The following is a 22,665-nucleotide window of genomic DNA, read 5'->3' on the forward strand; positions in this document are numbered from 1 at the left end:
ATCGAAGCATTAAATAAAAGTTTATAATTGTATAAATTTTTATTTATGAGAACAGTTAGCGCTTTAATGACCTTGCTTATCATGACTATTTTCGGCTATAGCCAGGCTCAATCTCCAATTTTACTTTACCCAAACGGGGTTCAAAATGCAAAACCGACCCCAAAGAGTTATGTTGAAAAAGACGACAAAGGATGGGCCAGCTTTGTAAGCATACCTACTATTACGCCATATTTTCCCGCAAAGGGAACGGCCAACGGCACATCAATAATTATATTTCCCGGTGGCGGATATTCAGGCCTGTCGATGGATAACGAAGGCTCAAGTATTGCCAATGCGTTTAGCAGTTTTGGGGTAACGGCATTTGTGGTAAAGTACCGCTTGCCCAGTGATAGTATTATGGTTGATAAAACCATAGGACCATTGCAGGATGCTCAACAAGCTGTCTTAATGGTGCGTAAAAATGCGGCTAAATGGGGATTAAAAACGGATAAGATCGGCATCATCGGCTTTTCGGCAGGTGGCCACCTTGCATCAACCGAGGGAACACATTTTGATCAGGTTGTGATTGAAAATAAAGATAACATCAGTGTTAGGCCTGATTTTATGCTACTGCTTTACCCGGTGATTTCATTTGGCCCGCAGGCGCATGTAGGTTCGCGTGAAAACCTGATAGGAAAAAAACCTGCTGCAGACCTGGTTGATTTATACAGCAACGAAAAACAGGTTACGGCCAATACACCGCCAACGTTCCTGGTACATGCCGGGGACGATACCGTTGTTCCGGTTCAAAATAGCCTCATGTTTTACGAATCGTTATTGGCCGCGAAAGTGAAGGCCGAAATGCATTTGTTTGAGGAAGGCGGCCATGGCTTTGGTTTGAACAATTCAAAATCAAAAAACAAGTGGATTGATTGGGCGAAGAATTGGATGGAGGAGAATGGTTTTTGCCCCCCGGCCCCCTGAAGGGGGAGTTTTTGAATTGCAAAGTGCCGATGCCTTATTTTCTGTTCCCCCTTTAGGGGGCTAGGGGGTCTCAACTATCGCCAGTAATTCATTCAACTCATCCACCTTTTCTGATGATCCTAAATGCTCATACGCACTGATCAAATTGCGCAATACCCGTTTAATAATGTCGGTGTTAGAACAAGGTTCATAAAACTGTTTATCGAACTTCAGGTTCAACTGCTTTAAAAACATATCTACGTCCCTTCGGCCAAATATAAAGCCCTTATTGAATGCGTTGATATAAAATAGAATGCCGCCCTCAAATTCGCTCTGCAGGCTGTCATCCAAATAAGCCAAAATAAAATGCTGCGGCAGGTTTACACCATAAATCGGAATATCCAGTTTTTGGGCGATGATAGAATAAATTATCGCCAGCGAGATCTGGTTGCCCTTTTTTGTCTCCAGCACCTGGCTTAGGTAGCTGTTTTGCGGGTCCTGGTGATTGGCGGTATTGCCACTAAAACCGTAAATATTATAAAATACGTGGTTGATTAGCTTCACCTGTTCAGCCGGGCTTGCCTCGTTCATCATCTGGATCCAGATGTCGCGCTTAATGCCCTCTATCTGGTTAATTACCTTTTGTTCATCGAGGTCGGGGTATTGGTAACGATTGATGATCAGGACACCTTGCAGCAGGTCAAACGCGCCGCTTTGGTGCCATAGCTGCAGGTCCTTTTTTACAATATCAAACTGGATCTCGTGCACCAGGTTGGCTATCCGCTCCTGCTGCACCGAATCAAATGCCTGTTCCCAGGCTTGTTCCAAATATTCAATGGCTTCAGATCCATAAGAGAGTAATTTCTGGTGAACGTGCTCAAAAATCTCCCCATCCGGATCGTCCAATAAACGTATCAATGAATTTACTTCTGTTGGATTTATCATGCTATCACGCTAAAATACTAAACGTTTGTATATTTTTACAGCCATGTTTAATTTAAGGTTCGCGAAGGATTACCTGTTGCATCGGCTTAAAGCGAAAAACAGGCACGGTGTGCACTCGCCATTTGTTTACCGGCTGATTGATAAGGTAATTTACGATTTTGATGACAAAAAAGTATACGCCGGGGTCGAGAACATCCGACAAACGCTGTTTATTGACAATAATATTATAACCGTGACTGATTTAGGCGCCGGATCGCACGTAAATAATAACCGCCAAAAGAAGATCAGCGACATTGCACATAATGCCCTCAAGCCGCCAAAGCTGGCCCAATTGCTTTACCGTTTAGTGGCCGATTTAAAGCCCCGTAACATTATTGAGCTGGGCACCTGCCTTGGCATTACCACCCTATACCTGCAAAAGGCAGCACCTGGAGCTAAAGTTTACACCCTGGAGGGCTGCCCCGAAACTGCTGGTGTGGCTAAACAAACCTTAAAAAAAGGCGAAATAAATAATGTTGAACCTGTAGTAGGTAATTTTGACGATACACTACCAGGCGTCATCAATAGCCTGGATGAGCTTGATTTTGTTTTTGTTGACGGCAACCACCAAAAGAATGCAACCCTTAATTATTTCGAGTGGTGCCTGCCCAAAGTACATGAAGACACTATGCTCATTTTCGATGACATTTATTGGAGCCCAGGCATGAAGGAAGCCTGGGCGCAGATAAAGACACATCCGCAGGTAACAGTAACCATTGATTTGTTTTGGATTGGCCTGGTATTCTTTAAGCCAGGGCAGGCTAAGGAAGATTTTTTAGTTAAGATTTGATTGCCGACATGAGCAATACATTCACCGCTATCGATTTTGAGACCGCGCAAGGAAAACGCTGGAGCATTTGCCAGGTGGGCCTGGTAAGGGTAGAAGAAGGACGGCTTGTTAACAAACTAAACCTGCTTGTTTGCCCCCCGGGGAATATTTATATGCCTGGAAATACCATGATCCACGGCATTAGCGAACGGCACACGTATAATTCGCCAAAATTTGCAAGTGTTTGGCCGCTGTTACGGCCTTACATTGAAAACGAAACCGTAGTAGCGCATAATGGCGCCTTCGATTTTAATTGCCTTTCGCAAACCCTCACTTACTACAATATTCAGCAGCCCAGGTTCACACAGCAATGCACTTATAAAATATTTGGAAAGGGACTAAAGGCCTGCTGTTCAGAACACAGAATTTCACTTAACCATCACGATGCATTGTCTGATGCCATGGCCTGCGCGCAGTTGTATCTCATACACCTTAACAGGTGATCACACGGTAAAGGTCATCCGCACATTAGAAGCTCTGCCCGAGCGCGATATAAAATCCGCTTTCTCTTTTCTCGCCGGCCGGCTGCTGACCAACGCCATAATCAAGGCGCACCGCAAGGCCTTTTTCAACATCAAAAAAGTAACGGAAGCCTCCACCATAGTTGGGCTTTAGCTGAGCCGTTGTAAATGTAGAATGAAAGACTTCACCGGTGCCAACAAATCCTGCTAAACCAAACCTGTTGGCAATGCGGTAGCGTAGTTCCGTTTGTCCGGCAATGTAATTACGGTCGCGGTAGCGGCCGCCATAGTAGCCGCGCATCAACTCATCGCTGCCCATCTGCGGCAACAAATAAAATGGTGAGCGTGCACCGGTAAGGCTCTGTTCCTGGATATCAACCCCTAAAACAAATTTGGGAGCCAACTGAAAAAACTGGGAGTATTCAATATTAAAAAAGCCTCCTGCATAGCTATTATTAGCAAAAACGCCGTGAATCACATTGTAGTAAGCATTTATTATCATGCCGCGGGTGGTATAGGTGTTGTTGTTCCGGTTATCGAAGGTAAAACTGGGTCCGACGTAAACATTTGATCCGCCTCTTTTATCCTGCACGTCGGGATCAGTATTTAAGATCCCATGCGGATTCTTGTCGTATTTATAAAAATATTTAAAAAACCCGCTTACAAAGCCGATGTAAATATTATCGCCAATCAGTTTTTCGCCATTAAAACTGTATTTGTACCGGCGTTCGTCTACAAGGTCGGCGTCTGCCTTACGGGTATTATTGCCCACCCCATAAAAATTAAATGGAAAATTGTAGTAACTGGTATTTACAGTAAAATGAAACTTGTTTTGCGGTGTCCAGTAATTGGCATTAAGGCTAAGCTTGGTTTGACCTTTTGTAGTTAAAGTTGAATAGCCGAATAAGCTGGATACCCGGGTGCCGCGATCTGTGGGGTCGGTATAAAATGAATAGAGTGCTGCGCCGCCAAATTCAACGCCGGTTTCGGGCGCCGAGCTTAATGCAGGCAATAAAACAAACCCCGGCTCACGGCTGCTATCAGGCCTGAAGTACATTTTCCTGATAAACTTCGGCAGGAAGTTCATTTGAGCAAACGCACCTTGTAAGCAAAGCAGAAATATAGATAACGTAAAAAGTTTTTTCATGTAACGTAGATGTTGCTAAGATAGCGCTTTTTGTTAATCCCCGGGCAGGTCTTAAGTAAAACTAATAGCCAACAAAATTAACTGCGTAATGTTATGAGGGTAGGTTACTTATTATGAAGGATATTATAGAAGCCTGGTCTGGGCGGATCCAGCCGCTTGTTTGGAATATAATTATTGTGGCATCGGCCGTTATAATCGGCCTGATTGTGAAGTTTACCGTTAAAGCCCTCCTTAATTATAATAAAAAGTATACCGACTATTCCCTGTTTCGCAGCATTATTACCCATTTCAGCGGCCCCATGAACCATTTTGTGCCAGTCCTTGTGTTGAACATTATGGAGCCAATGATGGTGCTTAGCCCGCAATACGACCTGATATTATCCCGAACTATCCAGATTTTGCTGATCATCTCGTTTGCCGTTGTGCTAATTAATACCATTAACATTTTTGAGGATTATGTTTACCATACTTACGATCTTAACAAGGACGATAACCTCAGGGAGCGTAAGATCCGTACACAAATGCAGTTCATTAAGCGGTTACTGGCAACTGTGATTGTGTTTATAACCATCGCCGTCATCCTGCTCAGTTTTGATAATGTACGTAAAATTGGCGCGGGTTTGCTTACCGGTGTGGGTATCGGCGGCATCATTATCGGTTTTGCAGCTCAAAAATCATTAGGTAACCTGCTTGCCGGGTTCCAGATTGCATTTACGCAGCCCATCCGGATTGACGATGTATTGGTGGTTGAGGGTGAATGGGGCCGGGTTGAGGACATCACCTTAACTTATGTGGTGCTGAACATTTGGGACCAGCGCCGGCTGATATTGCCCATTAACTATTTTATTGAAAAACCATTCCAGAACTGGACACGAACCACATCCGAGATCCTGGGTACAGTTTTCCTGTACCTTGATTATAATACCCCGGTTGATGCCTTGCGAGTAGAATTTGACCGCCTGCTGGCCGCCACTAACCTATGGGATAAGCGAGTAAAAGTTATCCAGGTTACCGATGCAAAAGAAAAAACTATGGAGATCCGGGTTTTAGTGAGTGCGAGCAACTCATCAAAGGCGTTTGATTTACGCTGCTATATCCGCGAAGGGCTGATAAAATACGTTAAGGATAATCACCCGGAGAGCCTACCGGTGAACAGGATAGTGATGACGGAGAGTGTGGCGATTGATAAGGCTAATGTACCGCCTACTGACGTATAGGTATGCTACGCCTCTCAAACAGCCCAAAGGAATAATTACAATATGGCACAACTGCAACACCGCCGACCAAAATGCCTGCCTGCATTTACCCTTCAATTAGTTATACAGCCGGCTGGCCACCTGCCGGTGTGTTGTCTTTGCGCTTTGGTGCATTTATGAACCAGGTGCAAATGGCGACAATAACGATAAGTACAGCTTCCATCAAAAGATGGATCATTGGTATGCCTACAGATTTCGTCGAGAGCAATGAACCGAGGTCCGGAAGGATAAATCCTATTAGGGGAAAGCAAAAAAATATTCGTAATATTATTAATTTTTCCATAATTGATAAGATTATTTGTGAAGTACTAAGATAATCATTCAAAACGATACAAAAAAGAAAATAAAATAGCAATATTAACTTTTGTGAAATTTTTAATTATTACTCAATTTTAATTTGCTTTTAACAACTTTCGGGAATAACACGGCCAAATTTTAGAAATTTCATATTGCGGTTTTGGAGAATTGGCCTTAATTAGGGCGATCGGCGTAGGTTAAGCAAATAAAAAAGGCTCCCGGTGTTCCCGAAAGCCTTTACGAGTGTTTTTCCCGTTGTTGCTTACAAATATTTTGTGATCTCCGGCGATAAAGGAGTTGTTGCAGAACGGAAGCGGTGAATCAAATTACCATTTTCGTCAATCAGGAATTTTTCGAAGTTCCATTTGATCTCCCCTGTAAAGTCAGGGTTTGGGGCCTCTGTAAGATATTTGAACAAAGGATCGATGTCATCGCCCTTTACGCTCACCTTTTCGCTAAGCGGGAAGGTTACGCCAAAACGTTTTTCGCAAAAAGTTTTGATCTCGCTGTTGCTGCCCGGATCCTGCTGACCAAAGTTATTTGCCGGAAAGCCAACAACAACAACCTTGTCTTTGTATTGCTCTGCAAGTTTCTGCAGTTCAGCGTACTGCGGGGTAAATCCGCATTTCGAGGCAGTGTTGACGATCAAAACTTTTTTTCCTTTGTATTGGGCCAGTGAAAAAGCTTTTCCTTCAATTGATTTCAGCTTAAATTCATAAACCGATTTTGGCGCCACAGTAACAAATGTTAAAGCGCAAATTAATGCAAGTATTTTCATGGTATTAATATATTGGTTTTAGTGTAACAGGATATACGTTGACTTTTAAAGATGCGTTGCCTCTTGTTATTGGGAACAAAAGTAAAATTAGCTAATAAAGCTTCTCCTATTCAAATAAAAATCTTCTTTTAATGTCATTTTTTTCTTGTCGGCCGGCTTTTTGTCTGTGTAGCCTACCAGGTGCAGGGCACCATGGATAATTACCCGGTGTAATTCCTCTGTTTCTGAATGATTGTATTTGAGCGCGTTTTCGCGAATCCGGTCAATAGAAATAAAAATATCGCCAACAATGGTATTTGGGATGTCCGAGTTGTCGAACGTGACTATATCAGTATAAGTATCATGGTTAAGATACTGCTGGTTTATCTGTAAAAGGTAATTATCCGAGCAAAAGATATAGGTAAGCTCCTTAAGCTTATATCCTTCGGCTTGTATGGTTTCTGTAACCCACTGCCTTACAGCAGTCTTGTTTTTTAACTTATAGGTGATGTCTTCTTCAAAAAAGCTGATGGCAGGCATTAGATCTTAAAGTGAAGTTCAACTTCATTTCCTTTGGTGTTAAATATGCACTGGTCAGCAAGGTGTTTAATTATAAACACACCGCGCCCGGTAAGGTTCTCCAGGTTCTCCGGTGCTGTTGGGTCGGCCAGGTTGTTATAGTCGAAACCGTCGCCTTCATCGGTAACAGTCCAGATAATGCGGCGGCCTTCTATGTCGGCGTTCACAATAACCTTTTTGTTTTCGTCAAGCTTGTTGCCGTGAACTATAGCATTATTCGCAGCCTCACTAAGGCAAGTCATCATATTAGCAAAGGTGTCTTCGCTGATATTGTGTTTATCGGCAATTTCTTCTATCAAATTTTCCAGCAAAGTTATGCTTTCTTGTTTTGAAGGAAGCTGTAAGGTGTAAAGTTCACCTGCTTGAACATTTGATTGGTCCATGTCATTTTGCGTTGAGTAGATCAAAGTAATATTTAATTTTTGATTTATAATAATAATTTAGTTCAGGCGGAACGGTCCGTACCTGTTCTGTTTGTTTTTCTTTGGCTTGCTGGTATTCCTGCAATGCTTTTATGTATCCCGGCGGCACATCCTTTCCTGCTTTGCTTTCGCGCTGCTGGTCCTGTTCCCGTTCTTGCTCAGCCTTCTCGGCCTCTAATAACCGGCTCTGAATTTGCTGTTGTCGCTTGATAGCTTCATCGGTTATTCTCCTGTTTACGAGATCGCGCTCCGTTTGTTCCATTTCCTTCGAAATTTTATCTAAATTTCCCAAACCGCCCGTCCCGTCCTTGTTTTCTTGTTGGTTTAGCTGCTGTAACGCCTCCCGGATCTGCTGTTGCTGACGCGCTAATTTAGCTAATTGTTCGCTTATATTTCCATTGTTACCCGAGGAACTTTTTCCCTGGTTACCCTGCTGCTGCATCTGCTCACGCGCCTTCTGCATATTCTGATTAAGCTGCTGCTGCATTTTAGCCAGCTGCCCAATTGATTGCTTTTTCCCCTTGCCTTTTCCGCTCTTCCCTTTTTTCTGCATGTTTTGCAAATTGTCCAAAGCTTCGGCCAATAACAGCGCCAGGTTGTTCATCGACGTCATTGCATATTGCTGGTTGCGGGTTGCCTCGGCCGTGCGCCTGTCGCCCAGGTTTTCAAGAGCGCCATCAATATGGCTGTTTATGCTGGTAACCTCTGTGTTCACCGTGCTCTGGATCTGCGGCACCCGCCTGCTTAAGGCATATAAGCTATCCTCGGCAGTTTTCAGGTTATCCTTTATGTTCTTCTGGTCCTGCGCCAGCTTAATATAACTGGGGTCTGTTGGGTTCATATTCTTCAGCGCCTGCATCACTCTCTCCTGGTCGAATGAACTATTAACGAGATTTTTTAACAATTCGCGTAATTGTTGTTCATCAATTGCATTTTCACTCTCTTCGCCCTCCGATTCCTTTTGCTGCATCTTATCAGCCATCTGCTTCATTTCGTCGGCCGCCTGCTTTTGCGATTTAGATGCCTTCTTGCTGTCGTTCTTTTTTAAGTCCTCCGCGCTTTGCTCCATTTTTTGCTCAATGCTCTGCTCTTCTTTCTGCGGGTCCTCAAACGGTTGTTTGTGCTCGGCCTGTTCGTTTGTCTTCTTCAAATCATCCAGCGACTTTTTGATATCCTGGAAGTCGTTATTCAACTTCTGCTGCTCCTTCTGCAATCCCTGTTGATCCGGGTTAGGTTGCTGCCCCTGGTCAGAGAGTTTTTGCTGCTGATCGGCCAGTTTGTTAAGCTGGTCAACGTTTTGATTCAACTTTTGTTCGAACTCCAACTTTTTATAAAGCTCTAACATGCGGTCAAGCTCCTTTTTCAGCGATTTGTTATCCCCCTGCATTTTTTGCAGCTCATCACGTGCTCCTTCCTTTTGTTCCTGCTCCAGCATCTCCTGCAACCGCTGCAGCATTTCTTCGGTTTTAGGGTCGAGCATATTGTTCATCAACTGCTCCATTTGCTTTTGCTTTTCGGTAAGATCCTTGTCCTGCTGCTGGTTTTCCTGGCGGTTGTATAAATTCTTTTTATTATCTGCCTGTACTTCTTTTACCAAATCATTCAAATCCTTGCGTTTTTGCAACAAATCCTGGATCTGTTTTTTCTCATCGAATGAAAGCGTATTTTTATTCAGCAGCAACTGGTTAAGTTTCTGCGAATCCTTTTCTATCTGCCCGGCAATTTTAATGGCCGATTCCATTTTTTGTTTGATGGCCTGCGTGCCGGAATTCAGTTGATCGTTAAGTTCCTTAGCATCGGGGATATTGAGGGTACGTTCCGGCGAGCGCACCTTCTTTGGTCCGTTAACACCATCGTTATCTGCAACTTCAAAATAGTAAGTAACCTGGTCACCTGGTTTTATACCCATCTCCTTCAGGTTCCAGAAATAAAAGAAGTCGGATTGCACCTGCGCCAGGTCGGCCTTAACAGGTTTTGAATATTGTTTTATATTGGCCTTATCACCAGGAGCGCCAACCGCGTAATGAAACGTTAATGACGAAAACCCATGGTCATCCTGGATGCGCCCGTTAAAATAGAGCGTTTTAAGACTTACCGAATCTTGTTTTTCCTCAACAGTAATAGCCGGCATCTCGTCGGCAATTACATTAACGCGGTAGCTTGCCGAGTCACTATGATTCACCTGAATATTAATGGGTGTTATTTTGTAGACACTGTTTTTAATGATGCGTTCCTTATGTTCAAAAACATCTGGTGTTGTTGAAACAACATTGGCACCGTTGCCATTCATGTCAAATCGCACGGCTGAAGCATTTTGGGTATGCAGCTGCCAGTTAACAACCGTACCTGCGGGAATAGTCAGATCGCCTGCGTTTTTAAGCGTTTCATTTTTTTTATGCAAGTACGCCGGATAGGTGAGTGCTACATCAAAATGCAGCAATGCCGGGCGCAGGTTTACTCTTATTTCATACGGTGCCGATGTAAAGCCATTGGCTGTTAATTTAAAAGCTGTATTCTGCTGCAAATTGGTGAACAGGTAATGAAACTTGCTAATGTTTTCCTTATCAAGCTTAAAGGTAGTGTTGGCGGTTTCTACATAAACATCATTGGGCAATTTATCTCCTTCCAGCTTAAGATCGAGTTTTAGGTCCTCACCCTGCACAACCGACAAACTTTTATTCTGCACCACAAAATTAAACGGAGCAACCGGTACAAAATATTCATTATGACGAATGAGTCTTTTTGTGCTTTCTGTGAGGATAGATGGCGCCGCCAGCGCAATAATGCAGATCACCGCGGCAGGGAACAGGATCCACTTTAAATATTTTCGGTTTTCCTTAAGGTTTATAGCCGATGGAAAGCTCACCGGTTTTAATGTTTCTATTTTTTGGTTGATGCTGGCCTCAATCAACGCGCGATGCTTCTCATCCTCGCCGGCCAGTTTTTTAAGCTGCAGGGTGTTCAGCAGCTTGTCATGCACATCGTTAAAATGTTTGCCGATGATCTCTGCCGCCTCGTCATGTGTTAATGATTTGCCCACCTTTAGCCAGGCAAGTAACGATGGCACGATCAGCCAGGCTATCAGGCCGACATTCAGCACAATAAATAAATAGAAAAGCAGCGTGCGAAACAGGATATTAAAATTGCCGAAATATTCGCTCAGGGTGATCACCACATAGGCCGAGAATAGCCCCGCGCCCAAAAATATCAGTCCCCGTAAAAAATTATTGAAATAGTACTTCCGGATAAAGATGTTGATCTTATCAATTAAGAGCTCATAATTATCGGTAGCATTCATATTCCCACACAATATAGCGTATTAAACGAAAATACTACAAATATCATATGGAACTAAGATTTTTTGGATTAGTAGAATTTTAGGATGCTTTTTTTTGAACTACGATTAAAGGATTGGAGGGGGAATATGATGCCTTTCTCTATTAAAGAGTAGTCCCTATTATTCTAAAATCAGAAAAATCCTTAAAATCTGTAAGTCCCGGTCCCTCTTATAATCCTATCAATCCAAAAAATCTTAGTTCAACGCCTTTATAAACGCAATAACCTCGCCGCTTTCCTTTTCCGTTAAATTCAATTTCTCCGGAGATAGTGTCTGGTTCTCTACCTTATAGCCTAATCCTGCGCCACCGCCTTTGTTGTAAAAATCCATTACCTGCTCAAGGGTCGTGAAAACGCCGTTGTGCATGTATGGCGCGGTGCGGGCTGCACCGCGTACGGTACTGATCTTGAATGCATGTTTAAAGGCTTCAACCTTTAGTATGTTGTATCGCCCCATATCGGTATCAATTTCCGTTTTGGCGATGGTCTTCGGCACCCCTATAACTTCGCTTTCGTTTAATGAGTACTGCGGTGGGAAAACGCCGTTAAACAGCGGCATATAATGGCAGGTTCCGCATTTTGCCTTCCCCATAAATAAATTAAACCCGTTAATTTCTTCCTGGTTCATGACCGTTTTATTACCCCGCATATATTGATCGAAGCGTGTATTCAATGATACAAGACTGCGCACATACGAGCCTATGGCATTCATTACTTCCATTGTATCTATCCCGGCGCGGTTTTTTACGGGATATGCATCGGCAAATAAGCGGCGATAATCTTTATTCTGCCAAAGCCTTTCTGTCGCCATTTTCATTGATCCGTGCATCTCATCCTTATTTCCAACAACGGTATTTGCCTGGTCTTCAAGGCTCCCTGCCCGCAGGTCGTAAAACTGACTTGGCTGTAATGCCGCATTTATTAGTGTGGGCGTATTTCTTTTAAGCGGCAAATTAGTTCCTATCACGGTGTTTTTAACAAGTCCGTCGGTAAAGGCTTTGTCGGGTTGATGGCATGTTTGGCAACTCCTGTCCCTGCCGCCTGATAGGATAGGGTCAGCAAATAATACGCGGCCCAGGGCAATTTTCTTTTCGCTGGTATATGATACCAGCCCGGGGGCATAAGCATTCACGTTAAAGGCATCCTTATCAAACAGTGTTTTTGCACCCTGGTTCAATAAGTAATTGTAGGTTATCGTTTGGATCTTTAATTTTTTCTCAAGTTCAGTGATGCTAACGGTCAAGGGGTTGCCGTATTGGGTTATAAATTTTGCACGGTCGAATGAATTAAAATCGGGATGCTGCTCAAGGTATGAACATGCCGCGCTGAATTGGTTGTTCATTTTTCCTGCATCATCATCGTCGCCATATAATATTATGGCTTGCTGCACATTCCGCAAAGCCGTTGCCGATTCGTGCATGCTTTTTAATGTAAGCGGATTATCAAAGCCACTGATGCCAAGCGCCAGCACCCGGAAGATCTCCTGTTTTGTGGCGTCAAACACCTGCCAATTAAGGATATCAACAAATTGAAACCGCCGTTTATACCGGTCAATGCCGGTTTGTAAAAGATTGAGCTGGTTGATCAGCTCTGGTTTCCTTTTCGGGTCGTATTTAGGGAATAGCAGCGACTCGATAACTTGCAGCCCGGCCGGTTCAAAGATCTGCCCGGTCATTTCAATTTCCTGTACCGGGGGCCCGTTCACAAACCTTGAATTTTGAGGATCGAAAAACTCGATGGCCCATTCCATTTTTTTATAGGCCAGCCTTGTATCCAGGAACAGTCTTTGCGCCTTTTTTTCATCAACGCTATTGCTGTTAACAGCGGCAAGCAAGTTATTTCTTGCCTGAGCAAAGCTGTCAACCTGGGCTAGGAGTGTTTGCGCAATTGCCTTTTCCGGATTAGGTTTCAGCCTCTTGCATGAATAAAATAAATAGCCCGAAATGGCGATTAAAATGGCTGCTATTATGCTAAATTTCTTCATTACTTAAAATACCAAAAGGGAACAGCTGCTGCCGTCCCCTTTTGCTTCGATAATACATTTTGAATGCGAAACAGGTTTAAGAAAAGAGTTTATTTTGCTATTAAAAAATTAAATGCGTTTGAAAACGGGTTAGCATTTTTATCGCGATCAGCAAGCGGAGTTAAACCCCATCTTTTCTCGATGAATGAAAGGATACTAACTGTTTCATATTGCGTATGGTCAACAACGCCTTGTTTTGCAAAGGGCGAAATGATAAGCGTAGGAACACGCAGACCAGGTCCCCATTTTTTGTCAATTACCGGTGGATTAACGTGATCCCAGAAACCGCCGTGCTCGTCATAAGTAATAATGATTACAGCATCTTTTCCGTTGGGACCGTTAAGCACATCGTTCACCAATTCTAATGCGTGGTTTTCGCCAAGCGCTACGTCAGAATATCCCGGGTGCTCGTTATAGGTACCCAATGGTTTTATAAATGATACTGAAGGTAAAGTACCCGCTTTAGCGGAAGCTATAAAATCGGCTTCGTCCTTCAGGTGGTCTTTTTTTGCCTGAGTTCCATCGGCATATTTTGCATAGTATATAAACGGCTGGTGATGGTACTGGAAGCTAGGATCAGGATGCCCGGCTAAAGCATCGTTCCAGCCGCCTGAATACCATGCCCATGAAATATTTTTGTCGCTCAACCTGTCGCCAATAGTTGGGTTAGTTTGGTTAGGTACAAGTTGTTCTGTTTTTGCTGTAGCGGGGTGAGGCATATTAACTGAATAGCTTGTGTTTACAACAAATCCGTCTGGGGTAACTGTTCCATCTCCGGTTATCGCGCCGTTAGCACCGGTGGTAGGAGTACCATCAGCATTTAGTTTAGCAATCATGCTGGCTGGTGCACCCGGGAATGTTGGGCTGGCAGCAGCAATTAACCATTGGTGGTTAAGAAACGACCCGCCGAATGCACTGTGGAAGAAGTTATCGCACAGGACGAATTTTTTTGCCATTGGCAGTAATGGTAAAAGGTCGGTTTTATAGTAACCCTGCGATAAAGCAGCAGAGTTGCCATTGTACAAGGCAAATTTGTCCATTTTGCCGCCGTCAATCTGCATTTGCTCCTGGTAGTAACGGTGTAAAACGTCCTGCGTAATTGCGCTATTTGGCACCAATTGATCAATATTAAAATAAGTATTCGCCAAATTAGTTGGGAACGCAACTACGGGGGTTGTACCTGTGGCGCTTATGTCCGGAACACCAGTCAGAACAGGTAGATACTGATATGCCACACCCTGGGCATCAACCTGCGTTGTATTTGCAGCCGTGGCGTTTGATAAACCGTTAGCACCTTCGAACGAACCATAAAGGTTATCAAAACTGTGGTTTTCCAAATATATCACCACTACGTGGTTTACACTGTTGATAGTAGCGCCGGTAACTATCGATTTATCTTTATGGCAACCTACAAAAGCAGTGCTTGTAAGCAGCAGCCCTGCAAGGATGGCTAAAGGCCTTTTTCTTAAAAGTAAATAATTGAATTTCATAGGAGAGAAAAATTTAATTGTCTGTTTTAATTTCAGATGTAAAAAACGCTAACCGGGGTAAACAGAATGTTATTGCCGGATGATGGTTTTATTAACCTTATGTTACCGTTGTTTACATTAAGTTAATGTCCACATCAATAATTGCTTTAAAATGATAATGTAAAGTTTACCGGGATAAATATTGATCGTATATTTGTAAGGTAAACTTATTAGTTTAACTTATTAATATATGACAGAAGATAAGGACATTCAATTTGCGTCAGAGTTGCGTAACGCAATGATCAGGGTTATAAAAAAGCTGCGCAAGGAGTCGCCATCCGGTTCCGGTCTTTCGCTTACCGAGCGTTCTACAATGGCATTGCTGCATCAAAACAAAGCCATGCTCCCCAGCGAGCTTGCCGCCAGCGAAATGATTACCAATCAATCCATGTCGCAGGTGCTGAATCATTTGTCTGAATTGGGTTTTATCACCCGCACAGCATCTGAAACTGATAAACGGAAGGTAAACATTTCGCTTTCCGAACAGGGCGAACGCGTCTTACTGCAATTCAGGCACGAGCGCGACGAATGGCTGGCCGGTGCTATTAACAGGGCCTGTACCATTGAAGAGCGGGAGTTGCTGAAACAGGTTATTGTGCCTCTCGGTAAGATTGTGGATTTGAAATGAGATCGTGTCCTAATCGTCATTGCGAGGAACGAAGCAAACTTTAAACTGTGCAGATCAGGGAACGAAAATATTTGTGGCAACCAATCAGGCCGCTGTAAGGTCCGATCAGCATAAAGGTTCGTTGATTGTCCTGTGCAGAGGTTGCTTCGTTCCTCGCAATGACGCAGGGTGTTAACAGATACGTGAATAAAAGGAATTTAATTTAATGACAACAGAAACAGTAACAACATTCAGAACATTCAGGGCTTTTAAAAGCCGCAATTACAGTTTATATTTTGCAGGGCAATCCGTATCGCTTATCGGTACGTGGATGCAGAAAACAGCGGTTAGCTGGGTAATTTACTCGTTAACACATTCAACCCTTATGCTGGGGATAACACTTTTTGCCAGCTTATTCCCTTCATTTTTATTTTCGCTGGTAGGTGGCGTAGTGTCTGACCGGTATAACCGGTATCGCGTTTTGCTTACCACACAGATAGCCTCGCTGATCCAGGCCGGGCTGCTATCCATACTGATATTTTTAAAACATTACGAAGTTTGGGAGATCATCAGCCTGAGCGTAGTGCTCGGTGTAATCAACGCTTTTGACGTACCGGCCAGGCAATCGCTGGTTTACGAGATGGTAGACGATAAGGACGATCTACCCAACGCGCTGGCTTTAAATTCATCAATGGTTAACCTGTCGCGCATTATAGGCCCGGCATTGGCCGGCATCGTGCTGGAAAGTTTTGGCGATGGTGTTTGCTTTTTATTGAATGCCCTGAGCTTTGTTGCAGTTATTGCTTCATTATTGATGATGCGCCTGCCTAAATACATCAAAAAGAATCATCCAAAAAACGTATTTGGCGAACTGCAGGAGGGCTGGGCTTATATCAAGCGCACACCTTCAATTGCCTTCGTATTGATCATGCTGGCGCTGGTGAGCCTGATGGTGTTGCCTTTCAGCACACTGATCCCTTATTACGCAAGGGATGTGTTTAAAGGCACGGCCTCAACGTTTGGCGTTATCGACAGTTTCATTGGGCTCGGAGCATTTTCGGGGGCCATTTTCCTGGCATCGCAAAAGGCCGGGGCCAATTTGAAAAAGATCCTGTTCATTAATACGCTGGTATTCGGCACGGGGCTGATTTTATTCTCGCATGAGCATACTTACGGACTGGCATTGGCCTTTGCCGTTGTGGCAGGCTTCGGTATGATGTCGCAAATTACAGTGAGCAATACGCTTATCCAAACCACTGTAGCGCCAGAAATGCGCGGGCGGGTGATCAGCTTTTACGCCCTGGCTTTTTTCGGAATGCAGCCGCTGGGCGGACTTTTGGTGGGGGTTATTTCCAAATATGTGGGTGCAGCTGATACGCTGATGTTTGAAGGTATTGCAGCCTTGCTGATAGGCCTGCTCCACTGGCGCTACCTGCGCAGGGAAAAGCTAAAACATGAGCATGATTTGGTGCTGAAGGAACAGGAACACCCTATGCAAACAGTGTAACAAAAATAATTTTATTATTTCCCAGCGTTTCGCCGTGTTGCTGCGTAATATTACCAACAGGGTAATCTAATATTGTTCCGTAATTGTCTGAATGGATCTTTTTGTTAAGCAATCAACAAAGCTTGTAAAGGGCTGTATAGCCAATGACCGCGCGGCACAGGAGGATTTGTACAAATTGTTTTATGCAGAAATGATCCGGTTATGCTACCGCTATTTTAAAACAGACGAGCTTGCAAAGGAGGCATTAAACGCAGGCTTTTTAAAGGTTTTCCAACACATCGGGAGCTTTGATTACAAAAAGGGCGATTTGCATACCTGGATAAAAACGATAATAGTACGAACCTGTATTGATTTAAACAGAAGGGAGCTAAAGTTCGCAACTGAAAAGTGGACTACAGAAGAAACTGAAGATGTATTTATATTACCCGCGGCCCTGCAAAAGCTTTACGCAGAGGACCTGGTTAATAGTATCCGCATGTTACCAGCTGCAACGCAGGCAGTGTTTAATTTATATGTTATTGACGGCTACAGCCACAAAGAAATAGGCGAACAATTAAATATTGGTGAAAGCACATCAAGATGGCACTTAGCGGAGGCCAAAAAACAATTAAGAGAGTTGCTGAGCCACGGGGCTAAAAGCAATGGTTATCCATCTGAAAAAAACAAAATAACAAAATGAAAAATTCAGCATGGTATCATAAACTCTGGCTTAAAAAGGTTAACCAATATCCTGTAAGGGATGATGCGGATACCTCGTGGGCTGATATGAGGACCTCGCTTGATGAGCATTTGCCTGTAAATATCTCTCCAAATAAAAATCGGGGCGGAAAATCAACAGGCGGCACCATTGTGTCGGTATTGGGGTTTGTTTTACCGGCCGCAGCAATGATTGGCCTGGTAACCTTTGCCGTTGTAAAACATCCGGTTAAAAATAAAATAACACCAAAGCACCAACAAAACCCTGTTGTTGAAAGTGCAGTTAAAACACAAGCTACTTATCACGACTCCGTTAACACAAAAACCGATTCAATCGCCATTAAAAAAAGCTTTGCTGCAAACAATAAAAATGTAGCTACTTTAATTTTAAATGGCACGAATGTGAGTAAACCGGTTCAGGCAGCTGTTAAAGCACCTTACATTAATAAAAATATGACTGCTGGTTATAGCTTATTAACCCCGCAGCAAAGTTTCAGCCGGCAACAGGCATTTGACCCAATTACTTCAACCCCAGGAACCGCAGCTATTGGGCACTTGTTAAACATAAGTAATTCAATACAACCCTTAACAGGCGCGAATTACCTGGTAAATGCCGGGCTGCTTAAAGCGTTAGATGCAAGCGGATCCTCCAAAATAACGGTGAATAAAGCCGGCTCGTCCAAAGTCACTAAGATCAAAAAGCCAAAGGGACCGTCCGGCAGTTCCCCATTTGAGTTTTCTGCCGAGGCTGCCCTGAATACTTCCGGAGCCGGAACTAATGTGCTGTTTGGTTTCTGGGCTGGGTATCCGCTAACTTCAAAATGGCAGCTTAACAGTGGCATTCGGGTTGATATAAACCGCACGCTTTTGGGGAATATTGTTCATCCAAGCTATAGCAGGCCCGACACCGTTGTATTTAATGTGACTGATTCAAGAAGGCTCAATGTTATCTCCGTTCCGGTTAACCTCGAATACAAGATTTCCAACACTTTAAGCATACTTGCAGGTCCGCAGATCAATTTTTCGGCAAGCCAAAGCCGGCATACCAATAAAGTAGGAAACGTTCCGCGGTATACTGACACGCTCAGCCATTCGCAATCTATTGATTCAGCGTTAAGGTATAACAGCATCAATAAAGTAACTGTTGGGATCACTGGTGGAATAAACTTCAGGGCGGGTCATTTTACTATCGAGGGCTTGTATCAGCAAAACATAACGCCTTACAGCGTTAATACAGGCTTGGGTAACTATAAACAATTTTACCATTCTTTCCAGGTAGGTATAAAGTATACCTTTAAAAAGAAGGAACACTAATTCTCTGTAAGTTTAAAAAAACAAATGTTGGGTGTTTTGAACACCGGCTCATACCTTTTTTTCTTTAACAGGTTATAAATAACTGAGCCGGACATCCGCTTCATACCGGCCTCACTTTTAACAATAACGAACAATGGCGCATGTTTACTCCAGTTAATTGCTTTTAATGCCCGTAAATTAAACCCATCCGCATCCAGGCTTAAAAAATCAATTGTTTGCCCTGCGGGCAAACAATCCTCCAGAACCCTGGCAATAGAAGTTTTCCTGGTGTTAACCGTTTTATTGACAGCGAATGACGGTGACGTAGTTTTTTGCTGCGATGCAGGATCAAGGTTATTCCCAGGTTTTGCTTTGTTAAAGGCGCTTAAAAGCTTTATTATTCGTTCCTGCTCGCGTTCCGCGCTTAAACCGGCGAGCTCCTGGCCTGGAATGAGTTTAAGGAGATTTGCGGAACCCGAGGCTGCCTCAATAACAATCCGCCGCCAGCCTTTTTGAAAAAAGTGTACTGTATCTGAAAAAGGATAACGATGATGTGTGCCAATATCTACCCAGGCGCCATTCGAGTCTTCCCTGCTTTGAAGGAGTGACCGGCAAATAAGGTTCCCCTGGTCGGTTGAATAACCGCTACCCGAAAAAGCGCTTCCGGTAGTGAATTTTCCTTTAAAGTTTAATTTAAATGTTTCCATTGAATAATGATTAAGGGTGCTTTGGCTTCTCTTAATCAAGTACGCAACGAAATAATAAATCGCTGGGCTAAAGCGGATAATTAATTTTTTATAGTCGACTTGTTAAAACGTCTTCTTCGGTTTAACAATATTATCAACCAGGTCCAGCTTTATCTGGTTAACGTCGGTAACGTATATGGCAGGTTTGCCTTTATAGTCGCCTACCGTTCCGGTAACACAAACATTACGGCCCTTAAAATCTTTTTCGGGGTGCCATTTAAATTTGGAGTTTTCGGGACCCTTTACCACAACGGTTAAAAACTTCCCGTTTTCAGCGCCGAGATATAATAAAGTTGTATTTGATCCTCCTAATGGCAGGGTGTTATAAACCTTATCACAGACCATTACGGATTGTCCGCTATGGTTTACAGCGTCCTGGGCAGCTATTTTCTTTTGCGCCGAACAGGTATGCATCAGCAGCAAAAAAGCGGGAATTAAAAGCAATGGTTTCATTAAATAAAGTTAGTGAATTTAAGGCTGATATATTAACGCAAACAACCTGCGGTAATTGTCAGCCATCTGTCTTTATTTTTCGTTAAATAAAAAAGGCCGCCTGCATTAAAAATGTGGCGACCTTTTTTGGGGGTGAGTGGTATTATCTTTGTTGTTTCACCAAAGTTGAATCCTTCTTTTTGCTGGTCGAATCCTTTTTCATTGGTTTTGTTTTCTTTTTCTTGGTAGTATCAGTTTGCATTGTTGATTTTACATTATGTGGCAATGCATATACGCTTCCGAAAGAGATTGCTGCTAAAGCAATCATGCTGATTAATTTTTTCATGGGTTTTTCAATTTTAGTATTAACAGTACAAGCAATACTGTGCCAGAAGGCAACATAACCAGTAATGCATTGATTATGTGCTATTTGTATTTTGGTTCCATTTTTTAATGTGTGGAGTTTCTCTACAGGGTGGCGATAGTTTCAGCAGGATTTCTGTTGAAGAAGTCTAAAAATGACACTTTTACCAGCCTTTCGTGCCGGGTGATTTAGCGGTCTATCTTTTTATATCCGATCTATATAGCCGGAGACGCAAAATATTGCGTCCCTACAGTTCACACAAATTGCTCAATTATTGTAACAAAAACGTTACATATACCAGCTTTTTTTCGTATCTTGGTCTCTTCATATCGCGGGAAATCTTCCCGCCAATTGTGATAAGGTTTAGGTTAAGGCATCCAAACAGCGAGTGTGAGGATGCCTTGTTTTTTGTATGGCAATTTTCTTTAAAAAACGAAGCTGTCTCAAAAGCCAAATCTGAAGATTAACTTATTAATTCACCTTGCTTTTGAAGTATTCCAATTAGAAATAGTCCTTATATTTGAAATTTCACATACAACAACAATCATTGATGGCAACTATTCAATACAAAAAAGTAAGAAACTACAAACCGCTAATATGGATTTTAACAGTTGCCATCATTTCCTTAATTGCCATTGCCTTTTCTGTGCCGAATATCACTGCATTAAAAGGTTATAACTTCTCTTACCTGCCTCTGGTCAATGCAATTTTGAACAGCTTAACATTCATCTTCTTGTTGCTATGTTTTTTTGCTATCAAGAAAAAAAACATTCCATTACATCGAAATTTTGTCTTTTCAGCGTTTACGACCACCGGCCTGTTTCTAGTCACTTATTTATTATATCATTATTCTACACCGTCAACAAAATATGGGGGTGAGGGCATATTAAAGAATATTTATTACTTTCTATTAATAACACACATCATACTTGCTGTAGTCATAGTTCCTTTGGCTTTGATCACAATAGGCCGTGGCCTTAACATGGAAGTTGCCCTTCATAAAAAAATAACCCGCTGGACGCTGCCCATCTGGCTTTATGTAAGTCTGACCGGCGTAATTGTTTACTTCATGATTGCCCCGTATTATAAATAGATTTAAAGAATCTCCGGGTTACCATTGGTAGATTATCGGCAGGTTTCGTGCAGGGGTGGCGCAGAGGCCTAATTATCATAACCGGGAATATTAATCTTTTTTGTTCCTTAGTCACTTCATATGGCGGGATTCTCCCTGCCTATTGTGATAAGGTTTCCTCTAAAATATAGCGCGGGTAACAAATTTTGAATACCTGTTTTCATGTTTGACTTTGTTATACTAAATTAGGAGCTGTAAAGCATCCCATGGCTCCTAACTTACGTTTACCGCTGCTCGTCTTTTTTATCACTTCTGTTGTGTCGGCTTTTGCGCAAAAGCAATCGCTGTACGTAGAACCTAAACAAAATAACAACAAGGGAATTAGCCCTTATAACTATGACAATACAATATATGTAGAGGGCAAAACTTACATATATGACTATATTATCGTTAAAGGAAAAGACACGCTAAAATACGCCATCACTTCTGATCCCGATGGATCAAAATCATGGAAATATGTGCCGGCATTGCGAAAAGACAGTAATACCGTGTCGTATCTTGGTATAAAAACCCTTGGTAAGATTGGTCCTATTATGATGGATAAACCGGATTATAACCAAACTGAAATATTTTTATATCATTATAGCCCTAATCTTAAACCCTTAGAAACTGAACTTACTGGTGTAATTGAAAACAAAGTGAATGTTTGGCTGCATCCTTTCCGGTTTCATGCGCTTGAAATTCTTCAATTGTCCCCTTTTCCTTATGCAAAAATTCCATATCACTTAGGTCAAACGTATTATTGGAACCTGAATATAGGTAAACAATGGCCAGAGTTTAAAGCTTTTAATTGGAAGGGCAACCTAAATTTGAAATGTAAATACGTTGTGAGAGGCAAAGAGATCTTAACCCTTCCTTTCGGCACAGTTCAGGTAATCAAGATTGAAGGCACCGCAAAAACCGAAGCCGGAAGTAGTAACCTTACTTCTTACTTTAGTGAGCAATTCGGATTTGTTAAATTGATTTATTCAAATTTAGACGGCTCATCTATCGTTTTTATACTACGGGAGATTAAGTAGTCTGCCGCATCGGGTAGGCTCTCAGATGTGGTTGCAAGCAAATAAATAAGTTTCCTCTGCGTTCTCTTAGAACACGCCTGGATGCTGGCAGCTTAGGTTTCATACTTTTTAGTTCTATTCCCCTTTCCGGCCTTTCCGCGTTTTTAATCATTATTGATTTGAGGCCATGATAATTGTACTTTATGATATAAAGCTGCCTTAGCTTATAAATCGACAAATTGAACAATCCCTTTGAAAGCCCCCGGAGATCACTAAAAACAGCAATTGTTTTACCGGCAGGTTTCGTGTAGAGGCCTAATTATCATAA

22 protein-coding genes are annotated in these 22,665 nt (G+C 42.6%); 10 read left to right on the forward strand and 12 right to left on the reverse strand.

The genetic code is table 11. From position 1 onward, the window contains the following. Positions 1-45: 45 nt before the first annotated feature. Positions 46-963: an alpha/beta hydrolase gene (locus KXD93_RS24460; RefSeq protein ID WP_258140053.1), complete on the forward strand. Its 918-nt coding sequence runs from the start codon at positions 46-48 to the stop codon at positions 961-963. Between the two features lie 60 nt (positions 964-1,023). Here KXD93_RS24460 and KXD93_RS24465 read toward each other — a convergent pair whose 3' ends face one another. After that, positions 1,024-1,887 (reverse strand): transglutaminase-like domain-containing protein, encoded by an 864-nt coding sequence (locus KXD93_RS24465; protein WP_258140055.1) that lies wholly within the window; start codon positions 1,885-1,887, stop codon positions 1,024-1,026. Between the two features lie 43 nt (positions 1,888-1,930). Between KXD93_RS24465 and KXD93_RS24470 the strand changes: the two genes are divergently transcribed. After that, a complete protein-coding gene (locus tag KXD93_RS24470; RefSeq protein WP_258140056.1) occupies positions 1,931-2,716 on the forward strand; it encodes an O-methyltransferase in 786 nt (261 codons plus the stop codon). A gap of 8 nt (positions 2,717-2,724) precedes the next feature. After that, positions 2,725-3,198: an exonuclease domain-containing protein gene (locus KXD93_RS24475; RefSeq protein WP_258140058.1), complete on the forward strand. Its 474-nt coding sequence runs from the start codon at positions 2,725-2,727 to the stop codon at positions 3,196-3,198. Positions 3,199-3,223: 25 nt separating this feature from the next. Here KXD93_RS24475 and KXD93_RS24480 read toward each other — a convergent pair whose 3' ends face one another. After that, complete coding sequence (locus KXD93_RS24480; protein ID WP_258140059.1) at positions 3,224-4,363, reverse strand: BamA/TamA family outer membrane protein; 1,140 nt, start codon at positions 4,361-4,363, stop codon at positions 3,224-3,226. A gap of 113 nt (positions 4,364-4,476) precedes the next feature. On the opposite strand from KXD93_RS24480, the gene KXD93_RS24485 reads away from it, so the two are divergent. Continuing rightward, positions 4,477-5,580: a mechanosensitive ion channel family protein gene (locus KXD93_RS24485; protein WP_258140060.1), complete on the forward strand. Its 1,104-nt coding sequence runs from the start codon at positions 4,477-4,479 to the stop codon at positions 5,578-5,580. Positions 5,581-5,680: 100 nt separating this feature from the next. On the opposite strand, the gene KXD93_RS24490 is transcribed toward KXD93_RS24485, so the two are convergent. The 7 genes from KXD93_RS24490 to acpA form a co-directional block, all read right to left on the reverse strand. After that, positions 5,681-5,902, reverse strand: coding sequence for a hypothetical protein (locus tag KXD93_RS24490; protein ID WP_258140062.1), 222 nt, complete (start codon positions 5,900-5,902; stop codon positions 5,681-5,683). 276 nt (positions 5,903-6,178) lie between these two features. Continuing rightward, positions 6,179-6,694 (reverse strand): glutathione peroxidase, encoded by a 516-nt coding sequence (locus KXD93_RS24495; RefSeq protein WP_258140064.1) that lies wholly within the window; start codon positions 6,692-6,694, stop codon positions 6,179-6,181. 87 nt (positions 6,695-6,781) lie between these two features. Continuing rightward, the gene (gene ybeY / locus KXD93_RS24500) at positions 6,782-7,213 is read right to left on the reverse strand and encodes an rRNA maturation RNase YbeY (protein ID WP_258140066.1); all 432 of its coding nucleotides are present in this window, start codon (positions 7,211-7,213) and stop codon (positions 6,782-6,784) included. Next, positions 7,213-7,635, reverse strand: coding sequence for an ATP-binding protein (locus tag KXD93_RS24505; RefSeq protein WP_258140067.1), 423 nt, complete (start codon positions 7,633-7,635; stop codon positions 7,213-7,215). Before KXD93_RS24505 ends, ybeY begins: the two co-directional genes overlap by 1 nt. Position 7,636: 1 nt before the next feature. Next, positions 7,637-10,972 carry a DUF4175 family protein gene (locus KXD93_RS24510; protein ID WP_258140068.1) on the reverse strand — a complete coding sequence of 1,112 codons (3,336 nt, stop codon included), beginning with the start codon at positions 10,970-10,972 and terminating at the stop codon, positions 7,637-7,639. A 234-nt stretch (positions 10,973-11,206) separates the two neighbouring features. Then, positions 11,207-12,994: a cytochrome c peroxidase gene (locus tag KXD93_RS24515; RefSeq protein WP_258140069.1), complete on the reverse strand. Its 1,788-nt coding sequence runs from the start codon at positions 12,992-12,994 to the stop codon at positions 11,207-11,209. An 89-nt stretch (positions 12,995-13,083) separates the two neighbouring features. Continuing rightward, positions 13,084-14,523: an acid phosphatase gene (gene acpA / locus KXD93_RS24520; RefSeq protein WP_258140070.1), complete on the reverse strand. Its 1,440-nt coding sequence runs from the start codon at positions 14,521-14,523 to the stop codon at positions 13,084-13,086. 229 nt (positions 14,524-14,752) lie between these two features. Here acpA and KXD93_RS24525 point away from each other — a divergent pair, with 229 nt between their 5' ends. From KXD93_RS24525 to KXD93_RS24540, 4 genes are all read left to right on the forward strand, one after another. Then, positions 14,753-15,190, forward strand: a complete 438-nt coding sequence (locus KXD93_RS24525; protein WP_258140071.1) for a MarR family winged helix-turn-helix transcriptional regulator — start codon at positions 14,753-14,755, stop codon at positions 15,188-15,190. 205 nt (positions 15,191-15,395) lie between these two features. Continuing rightward, a complete protein-coding gene (locus KXD93_RS24530; RefSeq protein ID WP_258140072.1) occupies positions 15,396-16,676 on the forward strand; it encodes an MFS transporter in 1,281 nt (426 codons plus the stop codon). A 91-nt stretch (positions 16,677-16,767) separates the two neighbouring features. Next, positions 16,768-17,355 (forward strand): RNA polymerase sigma factor, encoded by a 588-nt coding sequence (locus KXD93_RS24535; RefSeq protein WP_258140074.1) that lies wholly within the window; start codon positions 16,768-16,770, stop codon positions 17,353-17,355. After that, positions 17,352-18,686: a porin family protein gene (locus KXD93_RS24540; RefSeq protein WP_258140076.1), complete on the forward strand. Its 1,335-nt coding sequence runs from the start codon at positions 17,352-17,354 to the stop codon at positions 18,684-18,686. Before KXD93_RS24535 ends, KXD93_RS24540 begins: the two co-directional genes overlap by 4 nt. Here KXD93_RS24540 and KXD93_RS24545 read toward each other — a convergent pair. The 3 genes from KXD93_RS24545 to KXD93_RS24555 all read right to left on the reverse strand — a co-directional run bounded on the left by KXD93_RS24545 (position 18,683) and on the right by KXD93_RS24555 (position 20,189). After that, entirely contained in the window at positions 18,683-19,372 is a 690-nt protein-coding gene (locus KXD93_RS24545; protein WP_258140078.1) for an FkbM family methyltransferase, read from the reverse strand. The genes KXD93_RS24540 and KXD93_RS24545 overlap by 4 nt on opposite strands. A gap of 102 nt (positions 19,373-19,474) precedes the next feature. Further along, positions 19,475-19,864 (reverse strand): hypothetical protein, encoded by a 390-nt coding sequence (locus KXD93_RS24550; protein ID WP_258140079.1) that lies wholly within the window; start codon positions 19,862-19,864, stop codon positions 19,475-19,477. Positions 19,865-20,006: 142 nt separating this feature from the next. Continuing rightward, positions 20,007-20,189 (reverse strand): hypothetical protein, encoded by a 183-nt coding sequence (locus KXD93_RS24555; protein WP_258140080.1) that lies wholly within the window; start codon positions 20,187-20,189, stop codon positions 20,007-20,009. 568 nt (positions 20,190-20,757) lie between these two features. Here KXD93_RS24555 and KXD93_RS24560 point away from each other — a divergent pair. Next, on the forward strand, positions 20,758-21,300 hold the full coding sequence (locus KXD93_RS24560) for a DUF420 domain-containing protein (RefSeq protein ID WP_258140081.1): 543 nt from the start codon (positions 20,758-20,760) through the stop codon (positions 21,298-21,300). A 245-nt stretch (positions 21,301-21,545) separates the two neighbouring features. Then, positions 21,546-22,358, forward strand: a complete 813-nt coding sequence (locus tag KXD93_RS24565; protein WP_258140082.1) for a hypothetical protein — start codon at positions 21,546-21,548, stop codon at positions 22,356-22,358. Positions 22,359-22,665: the final 307 nt, after the last annotated feature.

It is taken from the genome of Mucilaginibacter phenanthrenivorans (assembly GCF_024721155.1).
Lineage (GTDB): Bacteria > Bacteroidota > Bacteroidia > Sphingobacteriales > Sphingobacteriaceae > Mucilaginibacter > Mucilaginibacter phenanthrenivorans.

Bases quoted from the DNA above. Each gene is read 5' to 3' on its own strand.
- KXD93_RS24525 (WP_258140071.1), top strand. From the start codon at position 14,753: ATGACAGAAGATAAGGACATTCAATTTGCGTCAGAGTTGCGTAACGCA.
- KXD93_RS24540 (WP_258140076.1), top strand. From the start codon at position 17,352: ATGAAAAATTCAGCATGGTATCATAAACTCTGGCTTAAAAAGGTTAAC.
- KXD93_RS24485 (WP_258140060.1), top strand. From the start codon at position 4,477: ATGAAGGATATTATAGAAGCCTGGTCTGGGCGGATCCAGCCGCTTGTT.
- KXD93_RS24550 (WP_258140079.1), bottom strand. From the start codon at position 19,864: ATGAAACCATTGCTTTTAATTCCCGCTTTTTTGCTGCTGATGCATACC.
- KXD93_RS24510 (WP_258140068.1), bottom strand. From the start codon at position 10,972: ATGAATGCTACCGATAATTATGAGCTCTTAATTGATAAGATCAACATC.
- ybeY (WP_258140066.1), bottom strand. From the start codon at position 7,213: ATGCCTGCCATCAGCTTTTTTGAAGAAGACATCACCTATAAGTTAAAA.
- KXD93_RS24480 (WP_258140059.1), bottom strand. From the start codon at position 4,363: ATGAAAAAACTTTTTACGTTATCTATATTTCTGCTTTGCTTACAAGGT.
- KXD93_RS24475 (WP_258140058.1), top strand. From the start codon at position 2,725: ATGAGCAATACATTCACCGCTATCGATTTTGAGACCGCGCAAGGAAAA.
- acpA (WP_258140070.1), bottom strand. From the start codon at position 14,523: ATGAAATTCAATTATTTACTTTTAAGAAAAAGGCCTTTAGCCATCCTT.
- KXD93_RS24535 (WP_258140074.1), top strand. From the start codon at position 16,768: ATGGATCTTTTTGTTAAGCAATCAACAAAGCTTGTAAAGGGCTGTATA.
- KXD93_RS24530 (WP_258140072.1), top strand. From the start codon at position 15,396: ATGACAACAGAAACAGTAACAACATTCAGAACATTCAGGGCTTTTAAA.
- KXD93_RS24545 (WP_258140078.1), bottom strand. From the start codon at position 19,372: ATGGAAACATTTAAATTAAACTTTAAAGGAAAATTCACTACCGGAAGC.
- KXD93_RS24465 (WP_258140055.1), bottom strand. From the start codon at position 1,887: ATGATAAATCCAACAGAAGTAAATTCATTGATACGTTTATTGGACGAT.
- KXD93_RS24460 (WP_258140053.1), top strand. From the start codon at position 46: ATGAGAACAGTTAGCGCTTTAATGACCTTGCTTATCATGACTATTTTC.
- KXD93_RS24505 (WP_258140067.1), bottom strand. From the start codon at position 7,635: ATGGACCAATCAAATGTTCAAGCAGGTGAACTTTACACCTTACAGCTT.
- KXD93_RS24555 (WP_258140080.1), bottom strand. From the start codon at position 20,189: ATGAAAAAATTAATCAGCATGATTGCTTTAGCAGCAATCTCTTTCGGA.
- KXD93_RS24515 (WP_258140069.1), bottom strand. From the start codon at position 12,994: ATGAAGAAATTTAGCATAATAGCAGCCATTTTAATCGCCATTTCGGGC.
- KXD93_RS24565 (WP_258140082.1), top strand. From the start codon at position 21,546: ATGGCTCCTAACTTACGTTTACCGCTGCTCGTCTTTTTTATCACTTCT.
- KXD93_RS24490 (WP_258140062.1), bottom strand. From the start codon at position 5,902: ATGGAAAAATTAATAATATTACGAATATTTTTTTGCTTTCCCCTAATA.
- KXD93_RS24470 (WP_258140056.1), top strand. From the start codon at position 1,931: ATGTTTAATTTAAGGTTCGCGAAGGATTACCTGTTGCATCGGCTTAAA.
- KXD93_RS24560 (WP_258140081.1), top strand. From the start codon at position 20,758: ATGGCAACTATTCAATACAAAAAAGTAAGAAACTACAAACCGCTAATA.
- KXD93_RS24495 (WP_258140064.1), bottom strand. From the start codon at position 6,694: ATGAAAATACTTGCATTAATTTGCGCTTTAACATTTGTTACTGTGGCG.